The sequence below is a fragment of the Hydrogenoanaerobacterium sp. genome (assembly GCF_032017025.1).
Classification (GTDB): Bacteria; Bacillota; Clostridia; order Oscillospirales; family Ruminococcaceae; genus Hydrogenoanaerobacterium.
This window is the reverse complement of record NZ_DALZQO010000001.1, coordinates 38,591-52,436: the sequence shown is the minus strand read 5'-3', so window position 1 is coordinate 52,436 and position 13,846 is coordinate 38,591. Positions and strand designations below refer to the sequence as shown.

Below are 13,846 nucleotides of genomic sequence, written 5' to 3'. Positions count from 1 at the left end.
ATTGAAAAAGAAATCGATATTTACATTAGGCAGCACATTGTTGTCCATGCTTATGTTTACTGCTTGTTCGGCTCAGTCGGCATCGTCATCCTCTGCCATATCTTCACAAGCAACTGAAGCGCAAGCGGTCTACCATCAAATAACCGCAGAACAAGCAAAGAAACGAATGGATGAAAATACAGATGCTATTATTCTGGATGTCAGAACGCAGCAGGAATATGACGAAAAGCATATAGGGGGAGCCCTTCTGTTGCCGAACGAAAACATTAAAGATACCCGACCCGAGCAGCTGCCCGACTTAAATGCAGAGATACTCGTTTATTGCAGGAGCGGAAACAGAAGCCGTCAAGCAGCGGAAAAATTAGTCGCTTTGGGCTATACCGCGGTTTACGACTTTGGGGGAATTAACAGCTGGCCGTACGAGACTGTGGCGGGGGATAAATGAATCTAAAATATGTGAGAGTGATTGGAATGGCTGCTGCCGTCCTGCTTCTTCTGTTGCTGTTCCTGACTGGAGGGGCGGGGGTTTGCCCAATTTAAGCGGGGTATCACTTAGCATACGGACGATTCCCATATTTATTTTATGTACAGCAATTATTGCGATGGGCGGTTCCAAGACATGAGGCCGAATATCAGATTGGGAACAGCTTGACATAGAATCGGCTCTAAAGAAGAAGTCAAGCAAATTATTGATGAGAACCTAAAACCTTACAACAGGAGGAAACAAAATGAACACAAGCAAACGTACCCTTATTCTTACAATGGTGCTGGCAGCAGTAACAGTCTTATCGGCATGCAGCCCCAAACAGATTGACGCATCAAGCAGCGCTGCCGAAGCCTCTTTGTCTGCTTCCGCTGGTGACGCCACGTCATCGGCAGCGGAGGAATCAGTTCCTTCTCTCAGTGCCTTTACCTCCACAGACCTTGAGGGAAACGAAGTTACACAAGAAATTTTCGCAGATTACGACCTTACCATGATCAATATATGGGCAACCTTTTGCGGCCCTTGCTTAAGTGAAATGCCTGAGTTGGGCGAGCTTGCAGCCGAATACAAAGATAAAAATGTCCAGATTGTAGGTATTGTAATGGACGTGCTAAAGCAAGATGGAACGATTTCTGAGGAAATGGTGGATACCGCGAAAGAAGTTGTTGCCAAAACGGGCGCGGCATATACGCACCTACTACCCTCGAATGACCTGATTCAGGCAAAGCTCAAAGATGTAACCGGCGTGCCCGAAACAATCTTTGTTGATAAAAGTGGCAACATCGTTGGAAAATCCTATTTGGGTGCAAAGCAAAAAGCAGACTGGGCAAAGATCATCGATAAAACACTTGAGGATGTGAAATAAGTGGGAGCATTCCAAAAAAACATTCCCGGAATACTTGTTTTGTTGGTTGGTATTGCTTTTATAGTCTTCGGTGTCTACCGCGGAGAGGCTGCAACCGTACTGACCAAGGCAATTAACATATGTTTGGAGTGCATCGGCATTGGGTAAACTGTTTTCCAGCTTAAAAAATCATTCAAGGCTATGGGTACAGTCCGTGTTTACAGCCCTAACAAATGGATACGCTGTGGGTTTTGCAAAAGGCAAGATTTTTACAGGCAGTACGAAAGCCTTGTGTGTTCCGGGGCTGAACTGCTATTCTTGTCCGGGGGCTTTGGGCTCTTGCCCCATTGGGTCTTTGCAAGCAGTGCTGGGCAGCAGGAATTATAAATTTGCGTTCTATATTCTCGGTTTTCTCATGGTGGTCGGGGCTGTACTGGGACGTTTTGTGTGCGGCTGGCTCTGCCCGTTTGGGTTGATTCAGGATCTGCTCCATAAAATCCCCTTTGTTAAGAAGCTGAAAAAACTGCCGGGTGACCGGTGGCTGAAATGGCTCAAGTATGTGATTCTAATTGTTTTCGTAATTCTTCTGCCGCTTTATGTAGTCGATATCATCGGGCAGGGGCAGCCTTGGTTTTGCAAATACATCTGTCCGTCCGGCACGCTTACTGCAGGAATTCCGTTGGTAATTGCAAACGAAGGGTTGCGAGCGGCTGCGGGGTGGCTCTTTGCTTGGAAAAATTTTATCTTGGTTGCGCTTATCCTGCTTTCTATGCTTGTTTATCGTCCGTTCTGTCGCTATCTTTGTCCGTTGGGGGCAATTTATGGCGTGTTCAATCCCATTGCATTTTACCGTTTTCGGGTGGATGAGAACAAATGCACCTCCTGTAAAGCTTGTCAAAAGGTTTGCAAACTCGACATTCCGGTGTATAAAACGCCCAACAGCCCAGAATGTATCCGCTGCGGTGACTGTAAAAAGCATTGTCCTCACGGAGCAATCTGCTCAACGTTCCAAAAAGGGAGCTGTCATGAAGCAGAATCTGAACTAATTTCAAAGGAGAAATAGAATGCAATTCATACTATCCACTGTTATTTCGTTTCTAGGACTGGGTGTTGCCTTTGCGGTTTTGATCACCAATACCCTGTACATAAAGCAGACAAAGCATAAATTTTCTGCACTGCTCTACATGAGCATTTCATTGGTTTACGGCTTTGCGCTAATAACCAGTCTGGTTCGTCAAAGCAGCGGTATCGCCTGTGCAATGACACCGCAGAGTACACTTGTAATCTATGGCGGCCTGGTTTTGCTTCATCTGTATTTTTTATGGGACACTTTAAAATCATCAAAAGAAAAGAATGAGCCATAAACCTTTTAGAAAAAAGTTTGGAGGAAAGTAGAGACAATATGACAAGTGAATTTACAATTGCGGTGCACGCGCTTGTATTTTTAAACCATAAAGCAATTACGCTGTCAAGCGAAACTTTGGCAAAAAACATATGTACAAACCCGGCTCGCATTCGAAAAGTAATGGCCAAATTGAAAAAAGCGGGGCTGGTCACGACCAAAGAAGGTGTAGACGGCGGATATCTGTTTGATGCAGACCCGACAAAGGTTTCTTTGCAACAGGTGAATGATGCAGTAGGTGCCCGAATCGTGTATTCCTCCTGGCGGTCAGGCAGCATGGATAAGAAATGTTTGATTGCGTCTGGCATGGCAGAGGTCATGGACGATATTTACGACCAGCTGGATCAGTCATGTAAAGAACAGTTACAAACCATCACAATCTGTGATATTGATAAGAGGATTTTTGGCAATGAGCTATAGCTATGTGTACCCAATTATAATCTAAGAGGAATAAATGCTTGGCGGATAAAATTTGATGAATTCGTTTTGTTCACTAGATTGTAGATAAAAGTGGATAAAGCACACTGCCGATAAAAATAAAAACACCTGCAAACTGGCTTACTGGGCCAATCTGCAGGTGTTTTGCTTAGTCAAATCAGGTTTGTGATATCTTGTTCATCTCCTCCGGAAACTTGCAAGTTTATTCACACTAACAATTTGAAGGGGTGCAAGCGTGATGCCGAGCGAAATGAGCAGAAACACTAGCATGGCAAGCCCAAAGCCGTGTGGTAGGAGCTTATCACAAATATTTATCAAAACGAAATCTAGAATGACTTGATAAAAGATACTTAATGCTGTATACTCAATGTTGAGTATTGTAAATGGAGGTGGATATACAGTGACGAGATTGCTTGTGCTTGGATTATTAGACGAACAACCAATGTCTGGCTACGACATTCAACAAAAGATAAGCAGAGCAGATGCTGAAAGATGGGGTGGTGTATTGGTTGGTTCAATATATCATGCGTTAAAAAAATTGGAACAAGAAAATTATATTGAGTTAACAGGTGTTGAGCAGACGGGACATAGACAAAAAGCTATATATAAAACTACAGATCAAGGGAAAAATTATTTGCAATCTATCATAATTGATTCATTACGCACTTCCTCTGTCATATATCCTACAACACTATACAGCGGATTATCCCTTCTTTATAAAATCCCGTACGAAAAGGCCAGAGAAGCTCTGGAAGAACAAAAAAAGTTGCTTGATGAAGAATACCATGTGCTTGAGCAAGGGCAAAAAACAAATGAAGCCGCTGCGCAAGACACTTCTCCACTATCAAGAATTACGATGGATAATATGTTTGCTATTATCCGGCAACAACAACAGTTCATTGAAAAAATTTTAGAAGTGTTAGACGAGCAAAACAAATAAAAATCATTCTTAATCAAGAGAAAATATTGATATGATTAGAGGTTTGAAAAAGGTGAAAATAATTCTGGTCATATTGTTCGGATTGTTAATTTTATTTGCATTGACAATAATTATCGGAAAAATTATCGGCGCTCAAAAATACAAAATCCGCTCGGAAACAGGCATTCAAAAAGCCGAATACATAACCATAGGCGGAGTTGAGCAGTATATACAAATTCGGGGACAAGACATTTATAACCCGGTTATTATTATGCTACACGGCGGGCCGGGCAATAGTATGGCATATTATTCGTATGGCTGGCAAGCAGATTTAGAGCAAGATTATACGATAGTTCACTGGGATCAGCGTGGTTGCGGGAACACTTATTATCGTAATAAAAAAGTCAAGAAACCTACTTTGGATTTACTGCTGTCGGATTTAGACGAGTTGGTGGAGTATATCTGTTTAGAGTATGAAAAAGAAACGGTAATAATTATGGGGCATTCATGGGGGACGTTTCTCGGCGGGATTTATTCGGGAGAACACCCCGAAAAGGTATCCGCTTATATAGCCATAAGCCAAATGTTGAATTTCAAGAAATCTGAGCAAATATCAGCGCAAGAAGCAGTACGTTTGGCGAATGCGGCGGGCAAAACACAAGACGCACAGGAAATAAGCGAAACGCTTGAATTGATAATGGCCTATCAAAAACTTGATAAACCGGAAGCTACAGAACTTATGAAGTTTCGGCAACTAAAAGAGAAATATCTGCCGTCTCAATACGGCGATAAGATGGTTCCCTTGCTTTTATTTTCGCCATATATGACATTTAATGACTTAAAATGGATGCTGAGTTTTGACAAGCTCATCGAATCAAATAGCGAGCTTTATGAAGTGCTTTTCTCAGATGGGAAATTATCAATGTATGATTACAATTTGCAATATGAAGTTCCAGTAATAATTATTGCGGGAGATTGCGATTGGACTACGCCGTATAGGATGGCGTTTAGTTATTTTAACGATATTTCCGCACCAAATAAAGAGCTTATAACTATCGAGAACACGGGCCATATCCCGTTTGTTGATAAGCCGAAATATTTTTCAGAGGCATTGTTGAAGGCGTTAAGTAATGTATTAAAAAATTAGTAGAAGCAATCAATAAATAATACCCATTATTCTTGGATTGAGGTGGTGAGGTGCAGCGTGAGTAACGGAGTAAGAACAGTGCAGCTAATTTTCTTCAGACAGTGAAAACATACACCGAATGAGGTGTATAGCAGAAACAGGTCGCAACTGCCTTTTCTGGTAACAGAACTAAGAGCGAATACAGATGATTTAGCAGGAAAGAAAGCAATTCAGATGGGAATGACAGAGCAACAAGCCTATGCGTTTTATGAGATCATAAACTGAAAAATCCCTGCCTATCATATTGATGGGTGGGGATTTTGAATAGAAACGAAAAAAGGACATCGTTAGATGTCCTTTTTCATTTGCCATACAATAATTCCTTTATGGAACAGTATGGACATCGCTGCGAGCCTTGCTGTATAAAAATATCATTGGATTTTTAGTTGGGATTTGAACTAACCTCACGTAGATTATGCTCATAACCTAATGTATAAAATTGGGTATGGCATACCTTGTTCATCTGTTTCGGTTCTTTTGTAAACCTTGAAACCCATGTGTTCGTAAAATCCTTTTGCCTCAGGATTTTGCTCGTTTACTCCCAAATCACTTACTGCGTATTCCTGAATGCCATACACAAGCAAATTCTTTCCAACACCATGCCCACGCTCTTCGGGAGAAACAAATAGCATTTCAAGCTTTCGACCTTCTATCCCCATAAAGGCAATAGGAATACCACTTCCCTTTTTTGCAACTATCAAATGCGAAATTCCAGCTAAAGCCTGCCGTACATACTGCTGGATATTATCTATTTCTGTATCCGATAAGAATAAATGGGATTCCTTTACAGAATTTTTCCATACCGTTACAAGTTGTTCTATCAGTACCGAATTTCTGTCTTCAACTTTTATTATTTCCATAAACCCTCTTGACTATTATATAAATAATCTTTGCTTTATTATATCATCAGTAAAGTAAAAGTCATGTATGAGTTCAAATCTCATACATGACTTTAATTCTGTGTCATTAGAAACAACGGTATTAGGAGCATAGGCCCCTACGAACACGAACCATATTAAGAACAACGTACAAACTCGGGGTGGCGGCTTAACCAGCCGCCGATTGCTTGTTGATTTCCACATACTCGGCTATGCGGCGCAGCTCGTCAGCAAACTTAAACTTTACGCTGATATTGCCGCCCTCGTAAATCTTGATGTGGTCTATCAACTCAATTAGAATATCCCTCGTCAGCTTGTCAATATTTTCATGTTGACGAAATGCGGTTAAAAAGGGGTTTTCCGTGTCGATGCCGTGTTCCAGCTCGTCACGCTCGGCAAACAGGTTATCCAGTATCATCTGCAAGCGGCTGGCCTGTTGCTCGTAGTCCTGCTCATCGTCATGCCAAAGCCGGAGGACTGGCTGTTTTTCAGTTCATCCTCCGGCTTAATGAAGAAGCGGTCGCTGCTATCCCAAAAGCTAAGATACAGCTCACCGTCATCCACCTTAATTTCCCGTTGCTCCAGTCCCTCGCCTCAGCCATCACTAAATTGAGAGGAGAGCCAGTCGGTCAGTTCCGAAAGTTCAGAGGGAGAAAGGTGGCCGTAGGTTTGCACTCCGGTCACACCCCATAGCTTACCGTTCCATTCCTCCACGGAAGGGTTGATGCTGTGTATCTTCCGGCTGAGGTCATCATCGAGGTAAACGGCAAGGCCACGCTCGCTCTCATCGGACAGCCTTTCCTTTTTAATGAGATCGAGGATTTTATCCTCATATTCTAAAATTTCCCCAGCGCTTAAATCCACCGGATTGTTCTCCAAATCTCCCCATTCGTTCCGGAGGTAGATGTGAGGGAAGAGTGGATTCCATAAACGGAGGGTAGTCAGTTCATTTTTCATGATGCATCTGTCCTTTCTTTTCGTTTTTGGGCAACAAAAAAAGCGGCTGTGTTTTTCAGTTACGAAGAACACAGCCGCTTAAATTTGCCCTATAGGGTATTGGCTTTATAAAGTTATTTGCCAGACTGATTCCGGCCTAAAAGAGAAACACCACGCTTTCCTTTGAAAAAACAGGGTGCATCTATGAAGGTTCTGATTTTTTCATTCAAAACCCTCGTCAGGCCGTATAAACACTGGGTTTTTCGGCCCTGCATCTATTTTGACCTAATGTTATGGTGCGAGTGTTCATAAGGACAAACACACATTAAACAAGGTTTTTTAGGCACGAACAAGCGAATATTACATTTAATAATGTATCTATTAATCTGTTTTTCCTTATTCCAATTATAATATTATTACCTTACAGTTAGTCGGCACGTGCTATTTAAAAGAATAAATATGATTAATAAGTTTGGGAAAGCCTTCAATATGGTTTATAATAAATCTGCCGAAAGCATTGTTGTAGCTGAATTTCATTACATACATTTACTAAGTCCATAGGTGCCTCAAGAATACAGTTTGAGTAAGGCATAAGACTATTACTGTTTGTGCAATCTGGAGGGCATAGGACTATACAGAGTTTATCGCTAATAGGGAAAAGAATGACACAATCCTTATAAATAGGCCCATATTCAATTATATTACAAGATTTTGAGGGAATATGGTAAAATGCTACAGGATTATCACTCGTTTGAAAAGAACTTGATTTGTTTGTGATTCTATACACAAGCCAAAGCATACTAAGCAAAGATTTCATTCCTGATGAAACAAAATCATTGGAATTAAGAAACTGTAATAAATATGACCTATTAATTAAATCAATGAACTTAATTCCATTATTAAATAACGGCAATAAATCTTCATGAGAGAGAAATATATCCCTACTAACTTGTGAACTGTAATTTAACCATGTTAGATAAGATTTCTTCGTGCGTATTATCTGTGAAAATATTATATAAGATAGTTTCTCCTTCAAATCATAATTTAAAATTTTGCATGTGTCGTCAGTAAAATAATTGGAAAATCTAAGTATATCAAATGTATGTGGTATTAGTGGATCAACTTTTTTTGCATAAAAACGCTCCCAATAGAATTCATCATTTAAAAGAGTGTCGCGGTAAAAGTCCCTTTTCGCAGCGATGTTGCGAGTAGCTGTTTCAAATCTTTTTTGAGTACTTTTATCAAAAACTCCTATTCTCTCATCAGACGCAGAAAAATATCTTAAATATGTCTGTGGAACAAAGTGATGATTCCTAGGTTGAGTCATAAAATCCACCCTTTGGTTTAAATAATAATTAGAAGTATTCCCCCAAAGAATGTATTACTTACTTTTTTAGATTACCCTCATAGAATTTGCCGCTAATAAACCTTTCATGAATTTGGATAAGCAAAAGACCGTCGACTTTTGTCGACGGTCTTTTTAATGTAATGATGATGGAAAAAAGATTTTTTTATTTGCTCACTCGTGAAAGCTATTAAAGCATTAATACGGATCATAATCACACATCATCTCAGAACGGTACTCGGCTTCCATTTCAGCTTTATATTCGTTCATTACGCTAAGTGCAGAATCTATGCTGTCCAATGCATTATTAAGTGCTTCTAAGAATTTTCCTACAGTCCAAAAATCAAAGCGGCGATTACTATTAAAATATGGTTTCATGTCTTTTTGAACAGGATATCTAAACTTGCTGGCATCGCTGTCCAATGTATGAAGTTGTTTGCAGTAGTTTTCCAGCATCCCAATATATTCTTCATCGCCATCGCCATTTCCACATTCGACCGCATAAGGCTTAATTAAATTCCATAGTCCAAGGATGCTATGTTTTTTATCCAACATCGTCTTGCAGCGAATTTGGAAATCCTCACCTGTTTCCTCGAACCAAATAGTTTTCAAGCTCAATTCGGCACAGTTTCGATAAAGGTAACACATGGGCATAAAGAGATTATTTGCGCATTCTTCATCTTTGCTAAGACAATGCACTTTCATGTATTGTCTTAAGTAATTTGCTGTTTCTAAATAGGCTTTTGTATATGGGAAAAAATCATCGCGATTATAGGCATATCCAACAACCGACTGCCCGTAATAGTATCCTCCTTCTTCAATAAATATTGGCTTTAAATCAACATATTCATTAGCAGGTGCAGTATCTCTATGATACCACTTTTTCAATATCTCATAAGCAGCTTCAAATTTGTTCGCAAACTTTATCAAGTCAATATGTGTCTGCTCCTCAAAAATGCGCTTTATAGTAAACTTCCCAGAAATAAGCCAGTCATCAGATTCCCATACAATGTGGAAGGGGTATCGAAACGAATCTGATTCCCTGTCAATTTTTGATATGTCCGATAAATATGTGCGTAACCATATCATTTCAGCATCTGATCGTGATGTGTGGAAATTTTCCTCAATAGTTTGAAGAATAATCTCCAAATTATGAAATGTATCTTTTACAAAAGATGCTTGATCTGTTTGGGTTTTTATATATTGGAACGCAATAGCTTTTAGAATTAGTTCGATGCTATGGCGATACAGAAAAGATAAAGAGAAAAAATATGTGTCCAATTTAGAAATATCGCCACGTTCTGATTCTAATAAATAAGTCGCTATAGTATGCGCTGCCATGTTGAAGTTTTGTGAGTAGTCAAAAAAGGCGCACGCAACATCGGTTGGTGCAACCACTTTAATTATATATTTGGAGTGCTTATCACAATCATTGATTGTCGCACCCTTTTCTGGATAATGATATGTTCTTTCCAATTGCACCAAATGTTCACCTCTCAATGTATCATTCCTCGCAGCAAACTGCGTTACGTAGTTAAGATGCTTACCCAAAATGCTAAGTTGTTGTTTGTTAGTATAGCACTGTTATATCTCTGAAATCAATAATAGTGCCAAAATTGGGATTGATAATTTTAATGTAACTACGCTGACATTGGTATCGGGTTGGGCGATCTCGCTCTTGCTTTGTAGCGCATATTTTCAAACGAATAAGTAATTTCACTTATTATCCCCATATAGGGCGGCGGCGGTTCCGCATGGGAGGTTGGCGGCTTGAATAGAAGTTGATGTGCTGAGTTCCACCATAAATACTGGTGGCATATCTGAGCGGCAGCGGTTTCGCATTTTGCAGGCTCGGCCTGCGGAATTGCGGTCATAACCATGACGGCATCTTTGTCCATGTCGCTGGTCGCACCATCCCCTTGGCGGGACGGCTCACAGGCGGGCACAAATGCCCAACACGCTGTTTCAGCGGCTTCGGCTGTGTCCACGGTCTTGTCGGAGGTAATTTCGCACACAGCGGCGCAAGGCTCCGCCATATTCTGAGCCGCTTCAAAAGCATTGGCTTCAATAGCTTTGATGAGGGCGATTTTGGAGGGGCTCTGCTCTGCGGCAAGCCCAAGATAAAAAGAGCGCTGCTCATTTGTTTCGCAGCACTCTAAAATAACGGTATTCTGTGTCCAGCCCAACAGCAAGGCTTTTGTCATGAGGCTGGGATCATTTTCATAGATGTGGTAAAAATTACGCATCCTGCGGAGGTTGCGTGGGGAGAAGCCTTTCAGCTGCGGAAACTGCTGGGAGAGCTGCTCCGCCAGATAAACTACAAACGCCTTTTCACCCTGGGCACAGATGCATCGGCCGGTAAAGCTGTAGAGCTTCATCAGCTCGGCATTGCTGGGTTCCGCACTTTTGCGGTAGCAGTCGGCGATGGCGGAAACAATTTGCTCGGTATAAATGATGCTTTCGTTTTTCAATGCTTTCATGTGCTTCTCCCTTCCGGCTCGGTGAGCCTGTTTCTATGTACCCGGCAGAGGCTTCTGCCGGTAAAGTTTAGTAGCTGTGGTGCATCTCCATGCCCTCGACTGGTTCCTGAGTATCTTCGGCGGAGGTGATATTGACATATTCCCCGATAATGCAGAGGGCAGCATCATAGCTGCCGCTTGAGGTGATCCGCTCCCGCATCTCCTTTGCTTGCTCTGCAAGACCGTTTTCCCTCAGCGTTTGTGCGGCAATTCCCATGAGGTTGAAAATGTTGCCGTCCTCGCCGATAAGCGCACAATCGGGCTTTTCCTGCTTAGGTTGCTCTGCCACAAACCCACCCAAGCGATTTGGAACATAGTCTGACAGCCAAGTGCCTCCAAAGGTTGTATGACTTTGCAGCCGCCACATCGCCAGCTTGCCGATATCCAAGTCCACACCATCCATCATAAACAGCAGATTTGTAAGCCCCTTATGCTCGAACACGGAAACCTCCTTAAATGTATCACCGTTTTTGAGTATTTGCTCGTCAGTAAACATTTTATTGATGCCGTCTACCCATTCCTGTAATTCTCCGCCGCAGCCTTGTAGCACAAGCCCTTCTCGGTCGCTCATAGCACGGATTTCTTCAGTAGTAATTTTATTCATCGTGTACCTCCATATCTTTGACAGCCAATCGCCGGGTGATTTTTCTTGCCAGATACAATCTGCCGACCGGTGTAAACAGCATATACACACCGCCGTGCTTGCCGTTTGTGTATTCTTTCAGCTCGGCAAATCCGCTGGTAACCATAAAGGCATACGGCATGAGGAGATGTTTCTTTGCGCGGTATGCAAAGCCCATTTCCACCAGCAGATAGGTAAACAGCTTTTCAGGAATATGCAGTTCCTTTGCCGTCTGGCGGATATTGGTGAGGGTATCGGTATCCACCAGCTTGTCAAAATACTCGCATTTTAATGTCATCTCAGACATTTGGTTTTGCAGGCTATCGGTTTTTGCTTGCTCCTGTTTCAGCAGCCGCACAAGCTGTGCCGTAAATTCGGGGCTTTTCTCCATCTTGGACAAAACCTCCGGTGTGATGTAGGCGCCACATTTTCTCAGCGTGGGCAGCACGATTTCCACCACCCACTGTTCAAACTGCTCGGCAGAGGGCAGCTTAGAGCGAAAAATTAAGCGGTAGACATCGGGTTCGGGGATAAAGGAGAACGCCTGTCGACCACCCTCTGTAAGGGAGTCGTGTTTCACGACCCCCTTGCAATGACGCGCCAACGCATCTCTAAAGTTGCGATAGCCCAAAGCCTTGGCAACATCGCTGCCACAAAATAGAATGCGGCCGTTTTCATCGGTCATTGTGCGGATGCTGCCAAATTGATTGTTCTCGAAGATTTGCATTTCCATGTTTAGACCTCTTTTCTTTCCAAAATAAAAGCAGAGCCGTTTGGCTCTGCTTGGTGCTGACCGCTGGGGATCATGTTGATTTAGATAATCTGCTCGATTTCAGTTCCGTCTTTAAAGCAGACCAGCAGTTTGTCCTTGCTCATCACGCGGATGGCTGAGATAAGCTGTCGCACCGACACCTCGTCAAATTGGGTGACCCCGATGTCCGTGCTGTCCAGCTCGGCGGCGATCTGCTCGGCGCGGTTGTCCGCTTGGGAGATATCCTGCTGTGTTTTTTCTATCTCTGCTCTTTTTGCCACCAGCGCGGAAAACTCCATGCTGATTTGGTTCAAGTCCTCATCGTAGAGGGTGGAGCCCGCGCCCACGGCGGCGGCAAGCTGGAGGAGGTGAAACTGCTTTGTTCGCAGCTCTGTCAGCTTGCTGTCGATGGCCGCAAGGCTTATCCCTTCGCCGCTCCCCGAAAGAGCGGACAGGATGCTGTCTTTCAGCAGGGCTTTTACAGTGCTTTGGCTGAACCGCTCGTTCATCGCCGCAACTACGGCGGCATGGATGGTGCCTTCCTCCAGCGTGGGCGCGTCCTTGCAAAATTTCTTGCCATGCTCTAGCCGATTGATGCACCGCCAGACAATTTTCTTGCCCTCCGGCCTTGTCCATGTGGTGCGGCGGTAGGGGCTGCCGCAGTTGCCGCAGGATAAAATTTCGGAGAGCACATACTTGCCGCTGTACTTGGCAAGCTCGGTTTTTGCGTTGGAGCTTACTTTTCTGAGGCTGGAGCGGCGGGCCAGTTCCTCCTGCACCCGCTGAAAGGTCACCTTGTCGATGATGGCGGGGTGGCAGTCGTGGACATAGTATTGGGGCAGCTCGCCGTTGTTCTTTTTGGACTGATGGGTAAACAAATCTGCGATAAAGGTCTTTTGCAGCAGAGCATCACCGATGTATTTTTCGTTGCGGAGCATATTGCGGACGACGCGGTCATTCCAGCTTTCCTTGCCCCGCACTGTTTTGATGCCGTCCGCTTCAAGGTCTGCGATAATTTTGGACACGCTGTGTCCCACCAGATACCGTGAGAAAATCCTGCGGACGATTTCCGCTTCCTCGTCATCAATTTCCGGCAGACCGTCCTCGCCCTTGCGGTAGCCCATGAAGCCTGCATAGTGGTAGTAAACCTTGCCGTCCTTGAAATTTTTGCGGTGTCCCCAGCGGATGTTGCCGCTCATGGACTCGCTCTCGGCCTGTGCCTGGCTCATCATAAAGGTGAGGATCATCTCGTTGTCCATGTAGAGGGTGTTGACATTTTCCTTTTCAAACAGGATTCCCACACCCATCCGCTTGAGCTTGCGGACATAATCAAGCCCATCCAGCGTATTGCGGCAGAAGCGTGACACCGATTTGGTGATGACGAGGTCTACCTTGCCTTTTTCACAGGCTTTGATCATCCGCAGGAAGTCCTTACGCTTTTTAGTTGAGGTGGCGGTTTTGCCCTCGTCTGCGAACATATCCACCATCGTCCAGTCGGGCTGGGCGGCAATTTTCTCGGTGT

The 13,846-nt window shown here is 43.3% G+C and carries 18 protein-coding genes; 8 read left to right on the top strand and 10 right to left on the bottom strand.

Annotation, left to right across the window (positions count from 1 at the left end):
- Window position 1 precedes the first annotated feature (1 nt).
- From RTV33_RS00260 to RTV33_RS00225, 8 genes are all read left to right on the top strand, one after another.
- On the top strand, window positions 2–445 hold the full coding sequence (locus RTV33_RS00260; RefSeq protein WP_312640333.1) for a rhodanese-like domain-containing protein: 444 nt from the start codon (window positions 2–4) through the stop codon (window positions 443–445).
- A gap of 283 nt (window positions 446–728) precedes the next feature.
- A complete protein-coding gene (locus tag RTV33_RS00255; protein WP_312640331.1) occupies window positions 729–1,349 on the top strand; it encodes a TlpA disulfide reductase family protein in 621 nt (206 codons plus the stop codon).
- Window positions 1,350–1,496, top strand: coding sequence for a CD1871A family CXXC motif-containing protein (locus tag RTV33_RS00250; RefSeq protein WP_312640329.1), 147 nt, complete (start codon window positions 1,350–1,352; stop codon window positions 1,494–1,496).
- Entirely contained in the window at window positions 1,489–2,391 is a 903-nt protein-coding gene (locus tag RTV33_RS00245) for a 4Fe-4S binding protein (RefSeq protein WP_312640327.1), read from the top strand. The genes RTV33_RS00250 and RTV33_RS00245 overlap by 8 nt, the downstream gene beginning before the upstream one ends.
- A 1-nt stretch (window position 2,392) precedes the next feature.
- Window positions 2,393–2,692: a hypothetical protein gene (locus RTV33_RS00240; protein ID WP_312640325.1), complete on the top strand. Its 300-nt coding sequence runs from the start codon at window positions 2,393–2,395 to the stop codon at window positions 2,690–2,692.
- A 38-nt stretch (window positions 2,693–2,730) separates the two neighbouring features.
- On the top strand, window positions 2,731–3,150 hold the full coding sequence (locus RTV33_RS00235) for an Rrf2 family transcriptional regulator (protein WP_312640323.1): 420 nt from the start codon (window positions 2,731–2,733) through the stop codon (window positions 3,148–3,150).
- Window positions 3,151–3,568: 418 nt separating this feature from the next.
- Window positions 3,569–4,108, top strand: a complete 540-nt coding sequence (locus RTV33_RS00230) for a PadR family transcriptional regulator (protein ID WP_312640321.1) — start codon at window positions 3,569–3,571, stop codon at window positions 4,106–4,108.
- A gap of 31 nt (window positions 4,109–4,139) precedes the next feature.
- Window positions 4,140–5,234, top strand: coding sequence for an alpha/beta hydrolase (locus RTV33_RS00225; RefSeq protein ID WP_312640319.1), 1,095 nt, complete (start codon window positions 4,140–4,142; stop codon window positions 5,232–5,234).
- Between the two features lie 458 nt (window positions 5,235–5,692).
- Here RTV33_RS00225 and RTV33_RS00220 read toward each other — a convergent pair whose 3' ends face one another.
- From RTV33_RS00220 to RTV33_RS00175, 10 genes are all read right to left on the bottom strand, one after another.
- On the bottom strand, window positions 5,693–6,133 hold the full coding sequence (locus RTV33_RS00220; RefSeq protein ID WP_312640317.1) for a GNAT family N-acetyltransferase: 441 nt from the start codon (window positions 6,131–6,133) through the stop codon (window positions 5,693–5,695).
- 187 nt (window positions 6,134–6,320) lie between these two features.
- On the bottom strand, window positions 6,321–6,569 hold the full coding sequence (locus RTV33_RS00215) for a DUF4368 domain-containing protein (protein ID WP_396327198.1): 249 nt from the start codon (window positions 6,567–6,569) through the stop codon (window positions 6,321–6,323).
- On the bottom strand, window positions 6,566–6,715 hold the full coding sequence (locus RTV33_RS00210) for a hypothetical protein (protein WP_312640315.1): 150 nt from the start codon (window positions 6,713–6,715) through the stop codon (window positions 6,566–6,568). The genes RTV33_RS00215 and RTV33_RS00210 overlap by 4 nt, the downstream gene beginning before the upstream one ends.
- 30 nt (window positions 6,716–6,745) lie before the next feature.
- Window positions 6,746–7,108, bottom strand: coding sequence for a hypothetical protein (locus tag RTV33_RS00205; RefSeq protein ID WP_312640313.1), 363 nt, complete (start codon window positions 7,106–7,108; stop codon window positions 6,746–6,748).
- Window positions 7,109–7,571: 463 nt separating this feature from the next.
- On the bottom strand, window positions 7,572–8,414 hold the full coding sequence (locus tag RTV33_RS00200) for a DUF4238 domain-containing protein (RefSeq protein ID WP_312640311.1): 843 nt from the start codon (window positions 8,412–8,414) through the stop codon (window positions 7,572–7,574).
- A gap of 216 nt (window positions 8,415–8,630) precedes the next feature.
- Entirely contained in the window at window positions 8,631–9,932 is a 1,302-nt protein-coding gene (locus tag RTV33_RS00195) for a hypothetical protein (protein WP_312640309.1), read from the bottom strand.
- 140 nt (window positions 9,933–10,072) lie between these two features.
- Complete coding sequence (locus tag RTV33_RS00190) at window positions 10,073–10,912, bottom strand: DUF1016 N-terminal domain-containing protein (protein ID WP_312640308.1); 840 nt, start codon at window positions 10,910–10,912, stop codon at window positions 10,073–10,075.
- A 67-nt stretch (window positions 10,913–10,979) separates the two neighbouring features.
- The gene (locus RTV33_RS00185; RefSeq protein ID WP_312640306.1) at window positions 10,980–11,555 is read right to left on the bottom strand and encodes a hypothetical protein; all 576 of its coding nucleotides are present in this window, start codon (window positions 11,553–11,555) and stop codon (window positions 10,980–10,982) included.
- Window positions 11,548–12,306 carry a BRO family protein gene (locus RTV33_RS00180; RefSeq protein ID WP_312640304.1) on the bottom strand — a complete coding sequence of 253 codons (759 nt, stop codon included), beginning with the start codon at window positions 12,304–12,306 and terminating at the stop codon, window positions 11,548–11,550. Before RTV33_RS00180 ends, RTV33_RS00185 begins: the two co-directional genes overlap by 8 nt.
- Window positions 12,307–12,386: 80 nt before the next feature.
- Window positions 12,387–13,846: recombinase family protein (locus tag RTV33_RS00175; RefSeq protein ID WP_312640302.1), on the bottom strand; the 1,460-nt coding region annotated here is incomplete at its 5' end.

Excerpts from the sequence above, each read along its gene's own strand:
- RTV33_RS00200 (WP_312640311.1), bottom strand. The coding sequence starts at position 8,414 with ATGACTCAACCTAGGAATCATCACTTTGTTCCACAGACATATTTAAGA.
- RTV33_RS00225 (WP_312640319.1), top strand. The coding sequence starts at position 4,140 with ATGATTAGAGGTTTGAAAAAGGTGAAAATAATTCTGGTCATATTGTTC.
- RTV33_RS00240 (WP_312640325.1), top strand. The coding sequence starts at position 2,393 with ATGCAATTCATACTATCCACTGTTATTTCGTTTCTAGGACTGGGTGTT.
- RTV33_RS00180 (WP_312640304.1), bottom strand. The coding sequence starts at position 12,306 with ATGGAAATGCAAATCTTCGAGAACAATCAATTTGGCAGCATCCGCACA.
- RTV33_RS00235 (WP_312640323.1), top strand. The coding sequence starts at position 2,731 with ATGACAAGTGAATTTACAATTGCGGTGCACGCGCTTGTATTTTTAAAC.
- RTV33_RS00220 (WP_312640317.1), bottom strand. The coding sequence starts at position 6,133 with ATGGAAATAATAAAAGTTGAAGACAGAAATTCGGTACTGATAGAACAA.
- RTV33_RS00255 (WP_312640331.1), top strand. The coding sequence starts at position 729 with ATGAACACAAGCAAACGTACCCTTATTCTTACAATGGTGCTGGCAGCA.
- RTV33_RS00185 (WP_312640306.1), bottom strand. The coding sequence starts at position 11,555 with ATGAATAAAATTACTACTGAAGAAATCCGTGCTATGAGCGACCGAGAA.
- RTV33_RS00205 (WP_312640313.1), bottom strand. The coding sequence starts at position 7,108 with ATGAAAAATGAACTGACTACCCTCCGTTTATGGAATCCACTCTTCCCT.
- RTV33_RS00190 (WP_312640308.1), bottom strand. The coding sequence starts at position 10,912 with ATGAAAGCATTGAAAAACGAAAGCATCATTTATACCGAGCAAATTGTT.
- RTV33_RS00215 (WP_396327198.1), bottom strand. The coding sequence starts at position 6,569 with ATGATACTGGATAACCTGTTTGCCGAGCGTGACGAGCTGGAACACGGC.